This window comes from Dyadobacter koreensis (assembly GCF_900108855.1).
Taxonomy (GTDB): domain Bacteria; phylum Bacteroidota; class Bacteroidia; order Cytophagales; family Spirosomataceae; genus Dyadobacter; species Dyadobacter koreensis.
This window is the reverse complement of sequence record NZ_FNXY01000001.1, coordinates 844,161-862,944: the sequence shown is the minus strand read 5'-3', so window position 1 is coordinate 862,944 and position 18,784 is coordinate 844,161. Positions and strand designations below refer to the sequence as shown.

Below are 18,784 nucleotides of genomic sequence, written 5' to 3'. Positions count from 1 at the left end.
TAAATTTCTATTTTTCAGTTGTCTGCAATCTTTTTATCTTTGGTAAGATCGAAGAGAAAATGGAAGATAAACCTGGTTATGAAAGAATAAAGGATGAAAATTTTCGTATTGCTGTTTCGCTGATTGATGCCGGAGATACGAGTGGATTAGAGAATCATCTTCGAAGGAATCCAAGATTGGTAAGTCAGCATATCAAATTTGACGAAAACGGATATTTTAGTAATCCTTGCCTTCTGAATTTTGTTGCTGAAAACCCTGTTCGTCAAGGTTTTTTGCCTGAAAATATTGTTAAAATAACCCATATAATCCTTGAAGCAGGAGCAAAACAAAATCTGGAGCAGACCAACTATACGCTCGGGCTGGTATGTTCTGGCAGCGTGGCCAGGGAATGTAAGTTCCAGATACCGTTGATCAATTTGTTTCTCAGCTATGGAGCAGACGCTAATAGCGCTATTCCCCCGGCTATCGCCCATGGCGAATTTGAAGCGGTAGAATTTCTGATTGAGAAAGGTGCAAAAATAGATTTGGTTACAGCTGCGGGAACTGGTCGTACCTTTCAGTTTCAGACTTTGTTTTCTGATTCAACTGAAAAAGAAAGGCATTTGGCATTTGCTTTTGCCGCACAACACGGACACACCGAAATTTTAAAAATTCTACTGAAAAGCGGCGCGGATCCTGACCGCTATAATCCCGAGGGAGCGCATATGTTCTCAACTCCTTTGCATCAAGCCATCATTTTCGGGCATGAAGAAATTGTAAGACTGCTTGTTGATGGCGGCGCCAGATTAGATTTGAAAGATACGATCTATCAGGGAACTCCGCTCGACTGGGCTCGCTATGCGAAAAATAATACGATTGAAAATTATCTTCTTTCGAAGTTGTAACAAGTAGTTTGAATTGGATTTAAACTTACATCATAGGAAACTGAATGCTTCTGACTTCCTCAAAATTTGTTAAACCCAAATACCTGTTGCACAGTATGAAAATCGTAAATTTTACAATTTTGTTCGCCTTTCTGGCGACGCTAAGTTTTGCTCAGACGGGAAAGGTACTTGATAATTTATCGGTGCCGAGTAAATTATTGAAGTCAGAAAGGAAATTTGCGATTTATCTTCCTCCCGATTATGCTACCTCAGAGAGAAGCTATCCGGTTCTATATCTTTTACATGGCGCCGGAGATAATCACACCGGCTGGGTACAATTTGGTGAAATTCTGCATATTGCCGACAAAGCAATAATGGACGGCCTGTCAACCCCGATGATCATCGTGATGCCTGACGCGGATACTGGACGCAGAGGGTATTTTAATGATGTAAAAGGTGACTGGCCATACGAAGACTTCTTCTTTCAGGAGTTGATGCCATTTGTTGAAAAAAAATTCAGGATAAAGTCTGAGAAGCGTTTCCGTGCGGTAGCCGGATTATCGATGGGCGGCGGGGGAAGTTTTATGTATGCCTTACACCATCCTGAACTTTTCTCTTCTGCTTGTCCGCTTTCAGCTTACATTGGGCCACTTTCGCTTGATGATGCTAAGAAAAATATGGTAAAAAACAATCCAAATATTGCTGACTCTACCGTGAGTAATTATTTTAACCGCCACAGTGTTTTGCCGCTTGTTGACAATATGACGGATACCCAGAAAAAAGCTGTCCGCTGGTATATCGACTGCGGAGACGATGACTTTTTATATGAAGGAAACAGTCTGGCGCATATTGCGATGAAAAAGAAAGAAATACCACATGAGTTCCGAATTCGCGAGGGGGGGCATACCTGGACTTATTGGCGTTCTGCGCTTCCAACGGTTTTAGAGTTTGTTTCGCAAGGCTTTCATCAATATTAGAGATTTTGATTTTGTAAATTTTGTTTTATGAGTCATAAAATTCTCCCGGGGATTAAACTTTTCGATCTCACCGGGAAAAGTGCTGTAATCACTGGTGGGTCCCGCGGACTTGGCTATGCCATGGCCGCCGGACTTGCGTCGGCGGGCTGTAATGTTATGCTTGTCAACAGAAATGGGGAGGACGGAAAGATGGCAGCGGAGCAGTTAAGTAAAGATTTCGGAACTCATAGTTATTCATTCATTGCTGACATCACCAACCAGAGGGAAACCGAATCAATGGCGAAATCAGCTGTTGATATTTTTGGCAAAATCGATATACTGATCAACAGCGCGGGGATCAATATCCGCGGTCCGATTGATGAATTGTCTCATGAAGATTTTAGTAAAGTGATGAACGTAAACGTGCACGGTACGTGGCTGAGTTCGCGGGCTGTTGTGCCTTTTATAAAAGAAAATAAAAGTGGCAGGATCATAAATCTTGCCAGTACGCTTGGTTTGGTCGGCCTCGCAAACCGGACACCCTATACCGCCAGCAAAGGGGCTGTCGTTCAAATGACTCGGGCTTTGGCAATAGAACTTGCTCCTTTTAATATTATGGTAAATGCGATCTGTCCTGGTCCATTTCTTACAGATATGAATATCCCGATCGCTGAAAGCGAGGAAGCTAAAAACATTGTTTTGGGATCAACTGCGCTTGGCCGCTGGGCACAGCTGGAAGAAATACAGGGAGCAGCTATTTTTCTTGCCAGCGACGCAGCCAGCTATATGGTCGGCTCTATCCTCACCGTAGATGGCGGATGGACAGCTAAATAATTATATACTCACCTCACCCGAATTTCAATTTAACTTGCCACGAAAACGCAAATCTTGCGTATTAATATCAATACAACATTCAGATTTTCAATGCCCGGGCTAGCCGGAAGAACAAAGACAATAGGCGTATTTTTTAGAAAAGGGTCCGTACAGATACTTTTTAGAAAGCAGGTCCGTTTTTATACCTGTAATAATTTGGTATTTTACTAAGTAAACCAAATATTCTAAGTTTTTTCTAATGTATATTGCGATGCCTGGAGAAGCCGAAGATTAATCTAAAATACGACAGATTCAATTTTCGCTGATTATGAAAGAATGAATTAACCTGACTAATATTCCTATTAAATTAATCTTATGGAAAACATCGAGAAAGACAATGTGTTCAAAGAATCTATTTCCGAGGCGTCCGACTTTAAGTTTGGTACCAAGGTTGTAAAAGTTTTTGATGACATGGTCAACCGCTCAGTTCCTCATTATGGTGAGATCCAGCGCATGGTAGCTGAATTGGCAGCGGATCATGCTCAGGAAGGAACACTTGTGTATGACCTGGGGTGCTCTACCGGAACGACCATGATCGGCCTGGATGCCCTGGTTTCAGAAGATATTTCTTTTGTCGGTATCGATGAATCAGATGAAATGCTTGTGAAATGTGATGCAAAACTGAAAGATGCCGGGCTCAAAAGGCCGTATGAACTTCGCTCTGCTGACCTGCACGGGGATTTGGCAATTGACAACTCCTCTGTGGTAATTCTGTGTCTGACGCTTCAATTTGTTCGTCCGATTCATAGAAAAAAATTAATAAGGAATATTTATAAAGGTCTCAATCCGGGCGGGACATTGATTCTTGTTGAGAAAATTCTTGCGGAAGACAGTATGTTCAATCGTGATTTTATCAAATATTACTACGATTACAAACGTCGTAATCATTATAGTGATCTAGAGATTTCGCAAAAAAGAGAAGCGTTGGAAAATGTACTGGTCCCTTACAAGCTTTCCGAGAATTTTCTGATGCTTGAACAGGTGGGTTTCAGCCACTGCGAAACGTTTTTTAAATGGTACAACTTTGCCGGAATTATAGCCCACAAAAAATGATAACGATAGGAAATTTCTTTTTCAGGTTCAGAAACGTTTTATTTATTTTTCTTTACCTGCTGCTTTTTTTGCCATCTCCGGATATTTTTACAGAAGATCGTTTCGGAGCCAATTACTACTTAATACCGATTGTTTTGGGTCTTTTGATCACCGTTTTGGGGGAAGCAATTCGTGGGGCAACTATTGGTCTTGCCTACATTATCCGTGGAGGTCGTGATAAAAAAGTGCATGCTGAAAATCTTGTAACCGAAGGTATTTTCAAACATTGCCGAAACCCGCTTTACGTAGGGAATATTCTGATGCTTCTTGGAGTTGGAATTCTTTCTAATTCGTGGATTTATTTGGGTGTCGTTTTCCCGTTATTTCTCTTTATTTATCAGTCGATTGTCATGGCCGAAGAGAATTTTCTTTCAAATAAGTTCGGTTTTGATTTCACAAATTATTGTCAACGCGTCAATCGTTGGGTAATTAATCCAAAGGGGATTGAAAATACTTTTTCGGAGATGAAATTCAATTATAAACGCTGGCTTTTGAAAGAATACAATACCTTGTTTATCTGGCTTGTCGGTATCGCAGCAATCATTTTATTTGAGTACGAACACCTAATCCCTGATCCGGATATCCGGACAGCAACCTTCTTATCGATTTTTATCGCCTTGGGAGTAGTTTATCTGTTTGTGAGATACCTGAAAAAATCAGGGAAAATGACTGATCAAATGGCGTGAAATATTAAAGAGTGGTAAAATCCGAATGTAAAAATATATAAATTTCAGATTCATTCATTAGTTTTAAAGGCAGGTATTGACTAGTTTCAATACCTGTTTTTTTTATTCCTGATCTATCAGTCTGACAACCAATACTCTTACAAATTTAATACGAATGAAGCTTTTGCTTATCGAGGACGAACCCAGTGTAATATCACTTATTCAACGAAGTCTTTCGGCGTCTGGTCATGAAATTACTGTCGCTATGGACGGACAGTCCGGTTTGCATATGGCCTTGCAGCATGACTTTGACCTGATCCTTCTTGATTTGATGATACCTGTTATGAACGGAATGGAGGTTTGTCGTAAAATAAGAAGTACAAAGTCTTCCGTTCCGATTTTGATGCTTACAGCGCTGGGAACAACAGAAAATATAGTTTCCGGGCTGGACGCCGGCGCAGACGATTACATGACCAAACCCTTCAAACTCGCCGAACTTGAAGCAAGAATCCGGACTTTAACTCGACGTGGAAAAGATCAGGAAAAGGAAAAAAGTTCAGATGTATTGAGAATTGGGAACCTGATTTTGGATAAAATTACAAAAACAGTTACCCGGGACTCTGTTCCTATTGACATGACTGCCACTGAATTTCGTTTACTGGAATTCTTGCTAACAAATCAAAACAGAGTGTTGAACAGGATGGAGATTTTGGAAAACGTGTGGGACATTAATTTTAATCTGGGCACAAACGTCGTGGATGTTTATATTAATTATCTGCGTAAAAAAATCGATAAAAATCAGCCTGTAAAACTTATTCATACGGTTTTCGGAATGGGTTATGTGATGCGCCTGACTTATGAAGATCCAAAATAGAATTGCGTTGATTTTTACATTCTTAACAGCAGGAATAATTCTGTCGTTAAGTGTTTTTTTATACATTTTCGCATCTGAAAGTATTTCGAACAGCTTCTTTCACAGGCTGGAAGTACGCTCAGATATTGTAGGTCATGCCGCACTACATAAAAATAAGTCTCAAACCTCAATCTATTACGACATAAAAGAAAAACATCTGGGCGATCTGCCGGATGAACAGCATCGGATTATCTTTCATAATGATTTTAAAAAGGCAGATAGTTTAAAGAAAAAACTGCCGCTTCCGCAAACCTTTTATGATGCCATTGTAAGAAAACAACCCGCTCGTTTTTTTCATAACGATACTTCCTATGTTGGGCTCAATATCATTCAACCCGGTGAAAATATTATAGTAATTTCTTCTGCCGTAGATCTTTACGGGCTTGCGGAAATGGAAAATCTTAAAAATCTACTCATCGTTGGGTTTTGTATTTCCCTTGTTTTTGTCTTTACTTTTGGTAAGTTTTTTTCGATCCAGATTTTTCAGCCTATACGAAGAATAATCAGGAATGTAAAAGGAATAAGTGCCCACAATCTGAACCAGCGGCTCATGGTAGATTCCAGCAAAGATGAGATTGCTGATCTTTCCAAGACCTTTAATGATATGCTCGACAGGCTGGAAATTACGTTTGAAATCCAGAATAACTTTGTAAGTAATGCCTCTCACGAATTCAAAACACCATTGACTATCATTAGCGGTGAGGCTCAGCTTGGGCTTTCGGTTCCCGGGATTCCGGATAATGTGAGAGATTCATTTCGAACCATCTTTCGCGAATCTGAGAAAATGGAACATCTGACAAACAGTATGCTTAGTCTTGCTCAAACTGGGTTTGACGGAAAAAAGGAACAATGGGAGGAAATAAGAATTGACGAATTAATTTTGTCTGTTAAAGGAACCGCCGATCAGATTATTCCCGCAAACAAAGTTGAAATTAATTTTGATCAACTTCCCGAAGATGAACGAAAGCTTGTGATTATTGGAAATGAGACGTTGCTTAAGGCGGCGTTTTCCAATATTGTATTAAATAGTTGCAAATATTCTGATAATGCACCTGTTCATATCGTAATCAGATCGGAGGATAATTATGTACTCGTAGAAATAACAGATGAAGGAATTGGCATTCCTGACCGTGAAATTGCACAGATTTTTGTTCCTTTTTTTAGAGCATCCAACACGGAAAAGTACAAGGGTTATGGAATTGGGCTTCCTTTGACCAATAATATTATCAAGCTTCATCAGGGTTCCATCGTAGTCAAAAGTGAAGTTGAAATAGGAACACGCTTCACCGTTTTCCTTCCGTTTATATAGCCAGGCTTTCTAATTCCTCTCTAATTTTTTTATTTCATTCTAATATTATACTTACTGGATTATAATCTTTTTTTTAGCTGGTCTTAATCTGACCGCTGTAACATTGCAATATCAAAAAATTGACAAAAAGCATTGTTAACCAAAACGATAAGATTATGAAAACGGTGATAATCCCCAGCGATTTCAGTGCAGAATCTGTACAGGTTGCTGAGGCAATTGTGCGAAATGCGAGCGAAGAGGTCAATATTCTGTTTATACACCTTTTCCATGTGGCCGATGATATTCAGGATCTGCTTTTTTCTAATTACCGTAAAAAGGAATATGAATTTGTTTCAGAAGAGTTTCGTCATGAATGCGAAATTCTGAAAGAGGTGTATCCATCGACTTTGAAAAGTATAAAAATTGAATTTTTCTACGGAAGCAAACTGGCCGTTTTCAAAAATTTTCTGGACTATAACAATGCTGACTACATCGGATATTCGAAGTGTTATGGTATGCCTAAACTAAGCAAAAGCAGCATCGACGCGCTGCCGGTCATTATGAAATGCGGATTGCCCCTTATCGACGCCGACAAGATTAACGAATCTGTATCGTCAAATATGGAAAATGCCCGCGAAGTATCTCTCTGACACCTATCACTTCCATCAACAAATCACTGAATTATGCTGTTAAAAAAGAATATTCCTATAAAATACGTTTTTGGGAAAATCAAATACGAAGTTCTGCTCGTGACCTTATACGGCTTAATTATTGAGATTGTATACAAGAACTTTGAAATCACGAATATCTCGATCAATATGACTGTGCCCACAGTGCTAGGCACGATTATCTCCCTGCTGCTGGCGTTTCGTTCGAACCAGGCATATGACAGATGGTGGGAAGCAAGAATTATTTGGGGTTCGATCGTGAACGATTCGCGAACGCTGGCTCGTCAGGTGTTGAATCTGATGGACGATCCATATCAGCCGGAAAATATCAAGGAGTTTAAAAACCGTATAATCAGACGCCAGATAGCCTGGTGTTATGCACTTGGGAACGGATTGCGTAAAAATGATCCAATGCCGACAATCGAAAAGTTTCTTCCTCGGGAAGAATATGACTACATCAAGAAGTATGACAACAAACATTTGGGTTTGACGCAATTGCATGCGCGCGACCTGAATAATGCTTTGAAACAAGGGTGGGTAAATCCATACCAACAGGTCGAAATTGATAGCACGATCACTCGTCTGACGGATGCGATGGGAAAATGTGAAAGGATAAAAAATACCGTTTTTCCGGCAACGTATAGCCTCTATATTCATCTTGCCCTGCACTTTTTTATTGTGTTATTGCCCTTCGGAATGGTGGACCTTTTTGGATTCTTGATGGTTCCTGTTTTGGTAGTGATTACTGCCTGCTTTTTCCTTATAGAAAAAATGGCGATTCACTTACAAGATCCATTCGAAAATAAACCAACAGATACTCCCGTACTTTCAATATCAAGGAACATCGAGCGCGACTTGAAACAAATGATGAACGATGATGAGCAAATCGTACATGATGAACAAGTTCCCAAAGCTTTCGAACCCGAAGCATTTTACATTTTGTAAGTAAGTAGTAAGAGTGTAGTAGAAAAGTGGGCCGGTATCCGGCTCACTTTTCTGGTATAAGAGAAATCATCTTATTACAAGATCACAAATTTTTTCGTGATTGTCTTCTTCTCAATTACGACTTTAAGAAAGTAAGTTCCCTTAGGAAGTTCTTTTGGCAGAAATGGCGTTAAATCTTTCGTTAAGGTCATCAGTTTGGACAGCACCGTTTTTCCGGCAATATCAATGATTGTAAGTTGAGTTGCCGCCCGATCCGTTCCCACTAATTTCACCTGAACATCGTCATGTGTTGAAGGGTTCGGGACTATGGCAATATCAAGAGAAATGGATGGATCTGTCCCGAGCACTATCTCGTTCAGCTTCACTTTGATTATTTTCGAAAATTCAGAGCTTCCGGTTTGGTTCACCATTTTTAAACGGTAAGAAATGGTATCGGGTGAAGTAATTGTTCCGCCGGTCTGATCGAAAAATTCGTAAGATTTTTTCTCCTTTGAGTTTTGACCTCCATTTACCCGGCCCAGGTCGGTAAAATCCTTGCCGTTGGAAGAACGCTCAACTTGAAAATGAGAAAATTTGGTTTCAAATTCTGTGGTCCAGTTTAATTTAACAATATTCCGTGCATCCGCTACGCCTTCAAGCGAGAGCAGTTTTACAGGAATAATCTGATTGAGCTTTATAGTAATAATCCTGGAATACTCTGTCTTGCCCGCCAGATCAATCATTTTCAGGCGGTAAGAAATAATGTCAGGCGAAAGAATGTTTTTCCCGGTTTGATCAGAGAATTCATAAAATTTTTTCTCCTTCGAATTTTGACTGCTGTTAACACGCCCTAAATCTGTGAAATCTGTTCCATTTATCGATCTTTCAATCTGAAAATGAGAGAAATTATTCTCGTACTCGGTTGTCCAGCTGAGCTTCACAATATTGTCTGCATCTGAGGATCCATCAAATGAAAACAATTTCACAGGAAGCGGAATTGCCACTTTTACGCGAAAAATATCATTAAGACAGTTTTGGGCATCCTTTACAGAATAATCTGTATCAGCATTTGGGGTTACTGAGATGTTTTTGGAATTGGCCCCCGTGCTCCAAATATATTGCCCGTTGAATGACGCTTCAAGATTTACACTTTTGCCCAGCTCAACTTCGACGGTTCTGTCTTGATTGACATCCTTAACAATAGTAAATTTGTCCCGGATCTGACCGTCAATTCCGATCCATTTTGCATCAAGCCGGTTCCCTTCCACTTCAAGCATCATCGAGCCTCCGTGTTCTGCATTGGAATAATACATAGCCTTATGCGGATAGCCCGGACTTGGAGAGCCTAGTTGCCCACCCGAACCAGCCACAACATATACGGTTCCTTTGTTTAGATTCGAGCTTTTGATATAGGTACATGAGTTGTCGGAGCCGTCATATTTCCCCGAGGACTGACTGACATTGTGCACTGCATTGTTGAAAGAACCGGAATAATTATAAAATCCCTGAATTAATCTTGTCCTTTCGTAGACGTGACTATGCCCGCAAAGAATCAGATCTACACCATTTCGCTCCAAAATCCGGATGAAATTTTCACGGATCTTAATCATATCGTTCTCCGTCTCCCCATTTCGGGAACCCAGTGAGAAGGGTGGGTGATGCCAGTATGCAACAACCCACCCTTTATTTTTATTTGCTGCAAGATCGGCTTTTATCCACTGTACTTGTTTTCCGAGTGTGTCATACAATCGGGTAGACCTATCTTCTTTTCCATACGAATCCAGCGAGAGAAAATGCACATTTCCATAATCGTAAGAATAGTACGCTTCATTTTCTGAAGCAACGCCTCCGGATTCTCCATTAATGGGCATAGTGAAAATTTCATAGTACGGAATTTTATGATCGATCTGACGATTTGGATCATCGTTGGCATAATCATGGTTTCCCGGCGTCGGGAAAACAGGATATTTTTTGAGAAAATTGTCTTTGTAGTGATTGAAAAAATTCGACTGATATTCTGGATCTTTTCCTTGCGAATAAGCATTGTCACCTAAAAGAAGCAATGCATTCATGTAGTTGTTCCCCAAATAATTAGTAAGCTGGTCGCGCACATTTCCTTGAAAAGCGGAGTTTGTGCCGCAATCGCCCAGAACGCCGAAGCGATATTTCCCGATCGTCCCGGCCGTAGGTGTCGTTTCAAAATAATTATTTGCGTCACCCTGGTAAACGGTCGATAAGGAGCCGATCGAATAGAAATATTTCGTCTTTGGTGCCAGGCCGGTAAGCTTTATTTCGTGTTCTGTAACGAGCGCATTATCATCAATTTTTTGGTTCAAATCGTTCGGCGAACTACCGAATTGAACACGGGAAGTTGTAGCTGCGTCGGTTCGCCAGCGGATAACCATGCTGTTCGCTGTTGCGGCTTGCAAGTATGGCCCACGAATAAGCTGTCCATACCCGGGGATAACAAAAAACAACAAGAAAAGCAGTAGTAGATTTTTTTTCATATCATTATTAAGTGTCAGGGGTATCAAATCTGGTGTTATTTAAAGTATTTTCAGATCATCGGTCAGAGAATCCAAGAACTTGATGATCTGCATTTTTTCGGTATCTGTTAAATTCAGCTTCCCCGTTGAAAGAGTCTGGGTTGGGAAATCTAATCCTAATCCGGCACCTCCGCCCTGATTATAAAATTCCATTAAACTTTCCAATGAATTGAAAGCACCATTGTGCATATAAGGACCTGTATTTGCTGAGTTTCTAACGGTTGGCGTTTTAAAAGCACCTTTGTAAAATTTGATAGGTCGAAAGACAAACCTGCCCTCATCGGTATCATATTCCGGATTGACCAGGTCCTCAGTTTTGGTAGTTCCTAGTACTTCAAATTCAGTAAGTGAATAAAAAGGCGGGATAAGACCATTGAAAAGAGGTGCAAAATGACACGTACCGCACTGGGCTTTGCCCATAAATAGATTAAATCCGGCCTTTTGATTATCTGTCAAAGCTGTTTTATTTCCGCCCAGGTACTTATCAAATGCAGAACTATACGGATTCAATGTCCTGATATAGGACGCGATCGCCCGATACACTTCTTGCTCTGAAACGGGCTCACTACGTTTTTTGGAAAACGCGGTCCGAAATGCTTTTCTGTACATTTTGTCACCGTTTATTTTAGCAAGCGATACAGACATATTTCCGTGCATTTCACGCGGATCTTTGATCACGGCCTCAATCTGTTCTTCCAGACTTTTTACACGGCCATCCCAGAATTGGCTATGCTGCAAACCGGAGTAAAGCAAGGTCGGAGCATTTCGTTTTACCGAAGTTATCCGATCAAAACTTTTACTTTTTGACAGTCCATCGGAGAAATAATTGCCTGGATTATGACAAGAAACGCAGCTTTTGGTTCCATTACCCGACAAGGTATTCTCGGAAAAAAGTTTTTCTCCCAGCAAGATCTCCTTGGCCGATGCGTCACGATTACTTCCCGGAAAGGAGGTCTTTTGGAAGGCATTTGGGCTGAACATATGGTCGGCACCGTAATGCAAAATTCCATATTTGTTCACTTCAAGTCCATTCGCCCGAATCATCTTACCCAAGTATTTTTGCAGCGGAAGAGCGCAATTGGTTAGAAATTCCAGCCGATTGAAAGAGTCGAAATCTGGATTTGCCTGCAGATATGCGGAGGTTTTTTGAAGGTACAAATCAACACTGTCAGCAGCGAATTTGCTCTTTGTAAGATAGGGTTTCAGCGTTTTATGCATGGATTGCACAGCGATTGCCGATTCTGGAATGCCGGATTTTAAGGAAGGTGCGTCAAAGCCTGCAATGCCAAGTGTTATGACACGAATCAGTTCAATTCTGACACTTTCAAGAATCTGTTCATCCGTGCCCTGAAAATCGTACAAGAGTGAGTTCAGATCGGCTGATGCAGTGCGTAGTAATTTTGTCTGCTCTTTAAAAATGGGTTTATGTCGTTCAGGTAAACTATCGAACAACAGTGTTTCAAGATATTGTAATCCAGCCAATTCCTGATATTCCAGAAATGGTTCTTCGATCTCATTTTTCGGGGCTTTGTTATACACGCGGGAAGAAGTGTAAAAAAAGTATTCGAGCAGATATTCAATTTTTTTGTAAGCCATGCGACTTGAAATTAGCTTTTCTTTTGCTCGTTTTATCGTTTCCGGTCGGTACGAATCCAGGTTTTGCAAAGCATTTTCCAGGTTCAGGATGCTGGATGCGAAAACTTTGGAGTCCATGCGGAATTGAGATATGCTTTCTTCAACACCAATAGTTTTTTTTTCATGGAAAGTCGCTGCCATGACCATACTAAACAAAGCGCCGATTAGTAGAATTAATTTCAACTGGCCAGGGATAAATTCGTGTTTTCTTCTCTGAAATTTAGTGTCGAATATGCAAAGGTAATCTGTTAAAAATCAAAAATGACTTTAATTTATCGATTGGTAATTAAATCGTTATGCTCATGAGCTGAATTTTTTCAGAGACGCCTTTGGCAGTTTAGAAGATAGAATTAAGTAACTTAATAGATACAAATGTCTTAAATGATTAAATTACAACGGGAATCTTCTCTTTCATTGTAAACTCTAAATTCGATCTTGATGAAGTACAATTACTTATTTTTGAAAATCATTATCCTCTCACTAATTACTTGTCCGCTTTTTGCACAAAAAAATTACGAACCGGGCTACATTGTTACAACAAAACATGATACAATAAACGGGTTTATCAGATACCTGAACTGGTCAAAAAATCCAAAGACCGTTGACTTTAAAGAACGGCAGGACGGGGTGGAAAAAAATTATGGATTGAATGACTTATCTGGCTTCAGCGTACATGGTGAAAGTTACCTCAGGGCGGAGATTTCGGTAAATGAAAACGGTGACGGAGCAAACGAAATCACAAGCAGCGCTACTATGCGCATGCGCCCGGATACCGTATTTTTATTGGAGTTGTCGAAGGCTCCTAAGGGACTATACTATTTGAATGAAGCGAACGACAGATCTCATTTTTTTATCAGAACAGGAGAGAGGTTTGACTGGCTGGTCTATTACCGTTATCGGATAGAACGCAATAATCAAGCAGGAATCGTGACGGTCGATGGCTTTAAAAAACAATTGGAAGATTATTTTCAAGATTGCCCTGGGGTTTCAGTCAATGTTAATCAAGTAACATATTCGCAACGGTCGATCAGTAAACTGTTCGAACAATATTACAAAGCTTGCAATTCTTCTGGTAACACTGTGATTTTCAATACAGAAAAAGTTGTGACAAAGTTTGGAGTGCTGTTAGGAGCTTCCGTTACAAAAGTACGTTTTAAAGGAGATGTGGGAAGTCAATATTTGCTGGAACCTTTACCCTCGTCGAAACAAATTGCTGGCGGTGTTTCTCTGGATCTGATTCTACCACGTACTAGGCAAAAATTTTCGATTTACAACGAGCTGTTTTTTACTTCTTTTAAAACATCAAATCATCTTGAACAGTACACAAGTGATCAGGATTTTAGCTTTATGGACTACACACTTGGATTTGGTTACGTAAAATTGAATAATTTTCTACGTTACAGGATACCTGCGAGAAAATTCAGTTTGTATATTAATCTTGGAGTTTCAAATGGATTGATAGTATCCGAATCGAATACAGCACGGGTAGAAACCACGTTCTTTTCAGATAAAGGACGGGTAACTACGGGTCAGGCGCTGGGAAGTGTCAGGAAATATGAACAGGGACTTTTGGGGGGAGTTGGCGCCGCCATGAGAAAATACTCATTGGAAGTACGTTATGAGAGAGGAAATGGAATGTCTGCATACCAGGGACTGAATTCGCTTGCTCAGCGATTTTATATACTTCTCGCTTATCAGTTTTAAAATTTGGCTGATCGACAAAACTTGTCGGAAAAATGTTCTGTTGTTTTTTCGAGATTTATTGTCGCAATCACCCCCTCATTCTGTCTTATAAGGCCACTTTCAGAATTGGTTAAAAACGATACTTTTGAATTGTCATTTTTAACCAATTCTTATGTTGCTTGAAAATAAAAATGCGCTCATTTACGGAGCTGGCGGCTCTCTTGGCGCCGCAGTTGCGAAGGCTTTTGCGAAGGAAGGCGCAACTGTCTTTCTAAGCGGACATCATCTTGCGTCCGTGCTTAAAATTAGGGATGAGATTATCAGTGAAGGTGGCAGAGCAGAGGCCGAAGAAGTCGATGCTCTGGACGAAAGTGCTGTTAACGGTTACGTAGAATCAGTATTTCAGAGCGCCGGAAGTATAGACATTTCCTTTAATCTGATTGGATTACAAGATTCACAAGATGTTCCTATTGTGGAAATGAAACTTGATGATTTTGTAAGACCGATCATCATAGCCATGAAAACGCATTTTATTACCAGTGCTTCTGCCGGCCGTTTTATGGTTCGGCAGAAAAGCGGCGTTATCCTTTTTTTAACTGCGACCCCGGCGGGTATGTCTTATGCAAACGTTGGAGGTTTTGGTCCCGCTTGCAGCGCGATGGAAGGTTTTTCCAGAAATCTGGCTGCGGAGCTTGGACCAGCGGGCGTTCGTGTGGTTTGTATCCGTTCGGCCGGCTCACCTGACTCGGCCGTTTTTGCAAATGCAATTGCCAAGGGTGGAATAGAAATTGAATCGGCGATGAAAAGGCTACTGAATGATACGATGTTAAACCGTTTGCCTAAAGTTTCCGAGATCGCTGAAACTGCTGTTTTTCTCGCTTCCGATCGGGCAACAGCCATCACGGGGACAGCTTTAAACGTGACGTGCGGCACGACCATGGACTAGTTTTCGCAACTTTTAAAACTATGTTATGAAAACGTTTTACTCCGTACTGGCTAATTCTCTGGCAGCGTCGCTAACCAATACATTTGTTTGGTTTGCTGTCACTTTCTGGGTTTATCTGGAAACAAAATCAGTCATGGCGACATCCATAATGGCTGGTGTTTATCTGGGCACCGTCGCGATTTCAGGCTTTTTTCTGGGTTCTGTGGTAGATCGATATAAGAAAAAGACTTCGATGTTGATTTCCGGCGTGATCACGCTAATCCTGTATACAGGCGCGCTGATCATTTATATGCTAACCCCACCAAATGTTTTTTCCAATCCGTCAAGTATAAGTCTCTGGATATTTATTATTCTGTCACTTTTAGGTGCTATCACTGGAAACATCAGATCGATTGCACTGTCGACCGTTATTACGATATTGATTCCGGAAGAGGGTAGAGACAAGGCAAATGGTCTTGTCGGAACAGCTAACGGGGTCTCGTTTTTAGTTGCGTCAATATTCAGTGGACTGATAATCGGTTTTATGGGCATGATGTGGATGCTCGTTCTGGCTGTGGGACTAACATTACTTGTTTTAATTCATCTGACTTGGATTGAAATAGAAGAAAAGGGTATCGTGCATGTCGAATCACATTTTGATAGTATTGACATCAGGGGTACAATCGCTGCTGTGAATCTGGTGCCGGGGTTATTCGGATTAATATTTTTCAATACGTTCAACAATTTTCTCGGCGGTGTCTTCATGTCGCTTATGGACGCCTATGGGTTGTCGCTCGTTTCGGTTCAGGTTTGGGGGGCTTTATGGGGATTTTTAAGTTTAGGTTTTATTATAGGCGGGTTGGTTGTCGCTAAAAAAGGTTTAGGAAAACAACCTCTAAAAACACTTTTTTTAGCCAACATCGTCATGTGGACAATTTGTATTTTCTTTACTATTCAAGCTTCGATCATTCTGCTCGCGGTCGGATTGTTTGTTTATCTCTGCCTGATCCCGGTTGTGGAAGCGACCGAACAGACCATTATGCAGAAAGTAATCCCTCCTGAAAGACAGGGTAGGGTCTTTGGCTTCGCGCAGAGCGTGGAGCAGGCGGCTTCACCGTTAACTGCCTTTATGATCGGTCCGATCGCGAAATTTATTTTTATCCCCTTTATGACAACGGGTACCGGCGTGAAACTGATTGGAAGCTGGTTTGGAACAGGCAGTGACCGCGGACTTGCGTTACTGTTTTCTGTGACAGGTGTAATCGGATTGATCATCACCTTGATTGCGATGCAAACCAGTGCGTATAAAAAGCTGTCCCGGATCTATAAAAAAGAAGGTTCGCATTTGAGCCGGGCAGAATCTGCTTAGCTTCCTACTGGTATGAAATTGGAAGGGGATAAGGTTTTCTAGATTAACTATTTTATTATCAACATCTAAAATGGGTAGATTATGTTTAAAGACACAAAAGCTTTCAGTGGATTTTCAGTAGATAACCTTGAAAAGGCCAGGCAGTTTTATGGAGATACACTTCAACTGGCAGTAACTCAAGACGAAGAAATGCAGATTTTACAGCTGCATATAAATGGTGGAAATGATATCATGGTGTACGAAAAACCGAATCACACTCCTGCCACATTTACAATTCTGAATTTTCCGGTACCGAATGTGGAGCAGGCGGTCGAAAAACTTAAAGCGGCGGGTGTGCCATTCGAAAGTTATGATATGCCGGATATGAAAACAGACGATGATAATATTTTTCGCGGCGGCGGACCGCTGATTGCATGGTTCACAGACCCGGCAGGAAATATTCTATCCGTTTTGGAAACAAAATAAAAAAAGCCTTCCTCTATCAATCCCAATGACTTTACCTAAAATCATTAAATCTTAATTTTTATGGAACATGTAAGCAACCGTCGGTTGAATGGGCTAATGGATTTGTATGATATGCAAACCCAGTTTTTTAAAAATTCGATCGAGGGAATTTCTGATGCGGATACTCATAACAGGTTAAATACAAAAGCAAATCATATAGCCTGGCTGGCGGGAAGTATCGTCAGGGAACGATATGAACTGGCAAATCAGCTTGGAATCGATGAGCAGGATACGGCTTTCGAGTTGTTTCGGGATAATAAAGGAATTCAGGATAACGCAATTTATCCGGCACTGGAAGTGTATAAAAAAGACTGGGAACACATCTCTCCGATTCTTAAAAATAGTTTGCTCGAAGCGGATGATGAGCAGCTCGATAAAAGAATTGATATGATGCCGGGAGAAACAATTTCGTTTTATGAATTTTTCAGTTTTAGCATATATCGTGAGGCAAATATCATAGGACAGATCGCTCTGTGGAGAAGGTTACTTGATTATCCTGGGATGAAATATATGTAATTTTGGGAATTGTAGAAATTAATCCAAAATGTTTCTCGATGTCCATACTTACATGAGGAACACGGATAAGTTCGACTTCGTACTCATTACGTAAAGTATTACTCTTTAATGTAGCTTTAAATTCGGTCGAGTTGAAGTTTCAACCCAATCACTTTCCTCGCCATCAACAAGGCCGTTTCGCAATATTTTTAGTCGTTGCTCGTCTTCTTGCAATAAGCGGAGCCCTTCTCGCACAACTTCGATGGCTGAGGTATACCTGCCATTGTCAATCTGATTTTGAATAAATGCGTCGAAATGCTGGCTGTTTGATATGGATGTATTTTTTCCAATGCAATAATTTTTTGACCCAGTAAATCAAAGTTACCTAATTTTGGTAACCAAAGCGAGATCACAAATTTCATAGATATCATTATTTTTATCCTGGTACAATCAGTATATTAAACAGTTTCCCACGCTTCTCAATAAACTATATCAAATTAATACTGATAAAATGCTGAAAAAACTGTTTCTGACAATTTTGTTATCTCCATGTATTTTTGCCAATGCGCAGATGATCAAAGATTCCTTGCGGATTGATAATCATTACCGGGTTTTCTTTTTCAATAAACCTGCTTCAACTTCCAGGGGAGCGAGTCTGATTTTTGCTATGCACGGCTCAGGCGGGGATCCCCAGAGTCTTTTTGATAAAATGACGAAGATGGAATCTTTGGCACAAAAAGAAAACTTTATTATTGCATATCCTGCGGGTTATAAGCGTTACTGGAATGAATGCAGAAAAGCTTCAACGGCTGTGACTAATGTTGAGAATTTAAATGAAGAGGCTTTCTTTTCAGAAATGATCTCCTATTTTAAAACTAAATACACAATAAACGAAAAGCAGGTTTTTGCGACCGGTTTTTCCGGTGGCGGGCATATGACCTATAAATTGGGGCTGACGTTACCTGACAAATTTAGAGCGTTATCTGCAATCGTGGCAAATTTGCCAACGGCTGATAACATGGATTGTGGTGAAGCAAGAAAGCCGATTGCAATCCAGATAATTAATGGAACCGCTGATTCAACCAATCCATATAACGGAGGTGAGGTGAAAACACCAGGCGTAACGCTGGGCATGGTAAGATCAACCGATGAATCTTTCAAATATTGGGCCGCTCTTGATGGATATGATGGAGAACCTGTAAAGTCGATCGTGCCGGATGCAGATACGAAAAATGACATAACGGTTGAAAAATATACTTACAAGAAGAAAAATAAACCGGAAGTTACACTGCTGAAAGTTGTTAATGGTAAACATCAATTTCTAACCGATATCGATGTTTTTGAAGAATCCTGGAAGTTTTTTAAAAGACAAATCACAGAGTAAG

19 protein-coding genes are annotated in these 18,784 nt (G+C 40.5%); 15 read left to right on the top strand and 4 right to left on the bottom strand.

What is annotated here, in order from left to right; translation table 11 throughout:
- The first annotated feature begins 59 nt into the window (after nucleotides 1-59).
- The 9 genes from BMY70_RS03525 (at nucleotide 60) to BMY70_RS03485 (ending at nucleotide 8,263) form a co-directional block, all read left to right on the top strand.
- Nucleotides 60-884: an ankyrin repeat domain-containing protein gene (locus BMY70_RS03525; protein ID WP_143072044.1), complete on the top strand. Its 825-nt coding sequence runs from the start codon at nucleotides 60-62 to the stop codon at nucleotides 882-884.
- A 95-nt stretch (nucleotides 885-979) separates the two neighbouring features.
- Nucleotides 980-1,840 carry an alpha/beta hydrolase gene (locus BMY70_RS03520; protein ID WP_090332664.1) on the top strand — a complete coding sequence of 287 codons (861 nt, stop codon included), beginning with the start codon at nucleotides 980-982 and terminating at the stop codon, nucleotides 1,838-1,840.
- A 27-nt stretch (nucleotides 1,841-1,867) separates the two neighbouring features.
- A complete protein-coding gene (locus tag BMY70_RS03515; RefSeq protein ID WP_090331967.1) occupies nucleotides 1,868-2,653 on the top strand; it encodes an SDR family NAD(P)-dependent oxidoreductase in 786 nt (261 codons plus the stop codon).
- 354 nt (nucleotides 2,654-3,007) lie between these two features.
- Nucleotides 3,008-3,745 (top strand): carboxy-S-adenosyl-L-methionine synthase CmoA, encoded by a 738-nt coding sequence (gene cmoA, locus BMY70_RS03510; protein ID WP_090331963.1) that lies wholly within the window; start codon nucleotides 3,008-3,010, stop codon nucleotides 3,743-3,745.
- Complete coding sequence (locus BMY70_RS03505; protein WP_090331961.1) at nucleotides 3,742-4,470, top strand: methyltransferase family protein; 729 nt, start codon at nucleotides 3,742-3,744, stop codon at nucleotides 4,468-4,470. The genes cmoA and BMY70_RS03505 overlap by 4 nt, the downstream gene beginning before the upstream one ends.
- A 154-nt stretch (nucleotides 4,471-4,624) precedes the next feature.
- Nucleotides 4,625-5,323 carry a response regulator transcription factor gene (locus BMY70_RS03500; RefSeq protein ID WP_090331960.1) on the top strand — a complete coding sequence of 233 codons (699 nt, stop codon included), beginning with the start codon at nucleotides 4,625-4,627 and terminating at the stop codon, nucleotides 5,321-5,323.
- The gene (locus BMY70_RS03495; protein ID WP_090331959.1) at nucleotides 5,307-6,671 is read left to right on the top strand and encodes a sensor histidine kinase; all 1,365 of its coding nucleotides are present in this window, start codon (nucleotides 5,307-5,309) and stop codon (nucleotides 6,669-6,671) included. The genes BMY70_RS03500 and BMY70_RS03495 overlap by 17 nt, the downstream gene beginning before the upstream one ends.
- Before the next feature lie 155 nt (nucleotides 6,672-6,826).
- Nucleotides 6,827-7,300: a hypothetical protein gene (locus BMY70_RS03490; RefSeq protein ID WP_090331958.1), complete on the top strand. Its 474-nt coding sequence runs from the start codon at nucleotides 6,827-6,829 to the stop codon at nucleotides 7,298-7,300.
- A gap of 33 nt (nucleotides 7,301-7,333) precedes the next feature.
- Nucleotides 7,334-8,263, top strand: a complete 930-nt coding sequence (locus tag BMY70_RS03485; protein WP_090331955.1) for a bestrophin family protein — start codon at nucleotides 7,334-7,336, stop codon at nucleotides 8,261-8,263.
- Between the two features lie 74 nt (nucleotides 8,264-8,337).
- Here BMY70_RS03485 and BMY70_RS03480 read toward each other — a convergent pair whose 3' ends face one another.
- Nucleotides 8,338-10,749: a metallophosphoesterase gene (locus BMY70_RS03480; RefSeq protein WP_090331954.1), complete on the bottom strand. Its 2,412-nt coding sequence runs from the start codon at nucleotides 10,747-10,749 to the stop codon at nucleotides 8,338-8,340.
- A 39-nt stretch (nucleotides 10,750-10,788) separates the two neighbouring features.
- Nucleotides 10,789-12,606, bottom strand: a complete 1,818-nt coding sequence (locus tag BMY70_RS03475) for a cytochrome-c peroxidase (protein WP_229209461.1) — start codon at nucleotides 12,604-12,606, stop codon at nucleotides 10,789-10,791.
- Between the two features lie 255 nt (nucleotides 12,607-12,861).
- Here BMY70_RS03475 and BMY70_RS03470 point away from each other — a divergent pair, with 255 nt between their 5' ends.
- The 5 genes from BMY70_RS03470 (at nucleotide 12,862) to BMY70_RS03450 (ending at nucleotide 17,420) form a co-directional block, all read left to right on the top strand.
- On the top strand, nucleotides 12,862-14,127 hold the full coding sequence (locus BMY70_RS03470; RefSeq protein WP_090331952.1) for a hypothetical protein: 1,266 nt from the start codon (nucleotides 12,862-12,864) through the stop codon (nucleotides 14,125-14,127).
- Nucleotides 14,128-14,278: 151 nt separating this feature from the next.
- Nucleotides 14,279-15,052: an SDR family NAD(P)-dependent oxidoreductase gene (locus BMY70_RS03465; protein ID WP_090331950.1), complete on the top strand. Its 774-nt coding sequence runs from the start codon at nucleotides 14,279-14,281 to the stop codon at nucleotides 15,050-15,052.
- 25 nt (nucleotides 15,053-15,077) lie between these two features.
- A complete protein-coding gene (locus BMY70_RS03460; RefSeq protein WP_090331948.1) occupies nucleotides 15,078-16,400 on the top strand; it encodes an MFS transporter in 1,323 nt (440 codons plus the stop codon).
- Nucleotides 16,401-16,481: 81 nt separating this feature from the next.
- Complete coding sequence (locus tag BMY70_RS03455; RefSeq protein ID WP_090331947.1) at nucleotides 16,482-16,865, top strand: VOC family protein; 384 nt, start codon at nucleotides 16,482-16,484, stop codon at nucleotides 16,863-16,865.
- A 60-nt stretch (nucleotides 16,866-16,925) separates the two neighbouring features.
- Complete coding sequence (locus BMY70_RS03450; RefSeq protein ID WP_090331943.1) at nucleotides 16,926-17,420, top strand: hypothetical protein; 495 nt, start codon at nucleotides 16,926-16,928, stop codon at nucleotides 17,418-17,420.
- A gap of 105 nt (nucleotides 17,421-17,525) precedes the next feature.
- On the opposite strand, the gene BMY70_RS03445 is transcribed toward BMY70_RS03450, so the two are convergent.
- Both BMY70_RS03445 and BMY70_RS31190 read right to left on the bottom strand, forming a co-directional pair.
- Nucleotides 17,526-17,690 (bottom strand): type II toxin-antitoxin system ParD family antitoxin, encoded by a 165-nt coding sequence (locus BMY70_RS03445; protein WP_229209484.1) that lies wholly within the window; start codon nucleotides 17,688-17,690, stop codon nucleotides 17,526-17,528.
- On the bottom strand, nucleotides 17,609-17,821 hold the full coding sequence (locus tag BMY70_RS31190) for a hypothetical protein (RefSeq protein ID WP_229209460.1): 213 nt from the start codon (nucleotides 17,819-17,821) through the stop codon (nucleotides 17,609-17,611). Before BMY70_RS31190 ends, BMY70_RS03445 begins: the two co-directional genes overlap by 82 nt.
- 89 nt (nucleotides 17,822-17,910) lie before the next feature.
- On the opposite strand from BMY70_RS31190, the gene BMY70_RS03440 reads away from it, so the two are divergent.
- Nucleotides 17,911-18,783 (top strand): CE1 family esterase, encoded by an 873-nt coding sequence (locus BMY70_RS03440; protein ID WP_090331939.1) that lies wholly within the window; start codon nucleotides 17,911-17,913, stop codon nucleotides 18,781-18,783.
- Nucleotide 18,784 lies beyond the last annotated feature (1 nt).

Coding starts and splice junctions, on each gene's coding strand:
- BMY70_RS31190 (WP_229209460.1), bottom strand. CDS start 17,821: ATGAAATTTGTGATCTCGCTTTGGTTACCAAAATTAGGTAACTTTGAT.
- BMY70_RS03465 (WP_090331950.1), top strand. CDS start 14,279: ATGTTGCTTGAAAATAAAAATGCGCTCATTTACGGAGCTGGCGGCTCT.
- BMY70_RS03505 (WP_090331961.1), top strand. CDS start 3,742: ATGATAACGATAGGAAATTTCTTTTTCAGGTTCAGAAACGTTTTATTT.
- BMY70_RS03515 (WP_090331967.1), top strand. CDS start 1,868: ATGAGTCATAAAATTCTCCCGGGGATTAAACTTTTCGATCTCACCGGG.
- BMY70_RS03455 (WP_090331947.1), top strand. CDS start 16,482: ATGTTTAAAGACACAAAAGCTTTCAGTGGATTTTCAGTAGATAACCTT.
- BMY70_RS03525 (WP_143072044.1), top strand. CDS start 60: ATGGAAGATAAACCTGGTTATGAAAGAATAAAGGATGAAAATTTTCGT.
- cmoA (WP_090331963.1), top strand. CDS start 3,008: ATGGAAAACATCGAGAAAGACAATGTGTTCAAAGAATCTATTTCCGAG.
- BMY70_RS03520 (WP_090332664.1), top strand. CDS start 980: ATGAAAATCGTAAATTTTACAATTTTGTTCGCCTTTCTGGCGACGCTA.
- BMY70_RS03450 (WP_090331943.1), top strand. CDS start 16,926: ATGGAACATGTAAGCAACCGTCGGTTGAATGGGCTAATGGATTTGTAT.
- BMY70_RS03500 (WP_090331960.1), top strand. CDS start 4,625: ATGAAGCTTTTGCTTATCGAGGACGAACCCAGTGTAATATCACTTATT.
- BMY70_RS03470 (WP_090331952.1), top strand. CDS start 12,862: ATGAAGTACAATTACTTATTTTTGAAAATCATTATCCTCTCACTAATT.
- BMY70_RS03485 (WP_090331955.1), top strand. CDS start 7,334: ATGCTGTTAAAAAAGAATATTCCTATAAAATACGTTTTTGGGAAAATC.
- BMY70_RS03490 (WP_090331958.1), top strand. CDS start 6,827: ATGAAAACGGTGATAATCCCCAGCGATTTCAGTGCAGAATCTGTACAG.
- BMY70_RS03495 (WP_090331959.1), top strand. CDS start 5,307: ATGAAGATCCAAAATAGAATTGCGTTGATTTTTACATTCTTAACAGCA.
- BMY70_RS03480 (WP_090331954.1), bottom strand. CDS start 10,749: ATGAAAAAAAATCTACTACTGCTTTTCTTGTTGTTTTTTGTTATCCCC.
- BMY70_RS03440 (WP_090331939.1), top strand. CDS start 17,911: ATGCTGAAAAAACTGTTTCTGACAATTTTGTTATCTCCATGTATTTTT.
- BMY70_RS03460 (WP_090331948.1), top strand. CDS start 15,078: ATGAAAACGTTTTACTCCGTACTGGCTAATTCTCTGGCAGCGTCGCTA.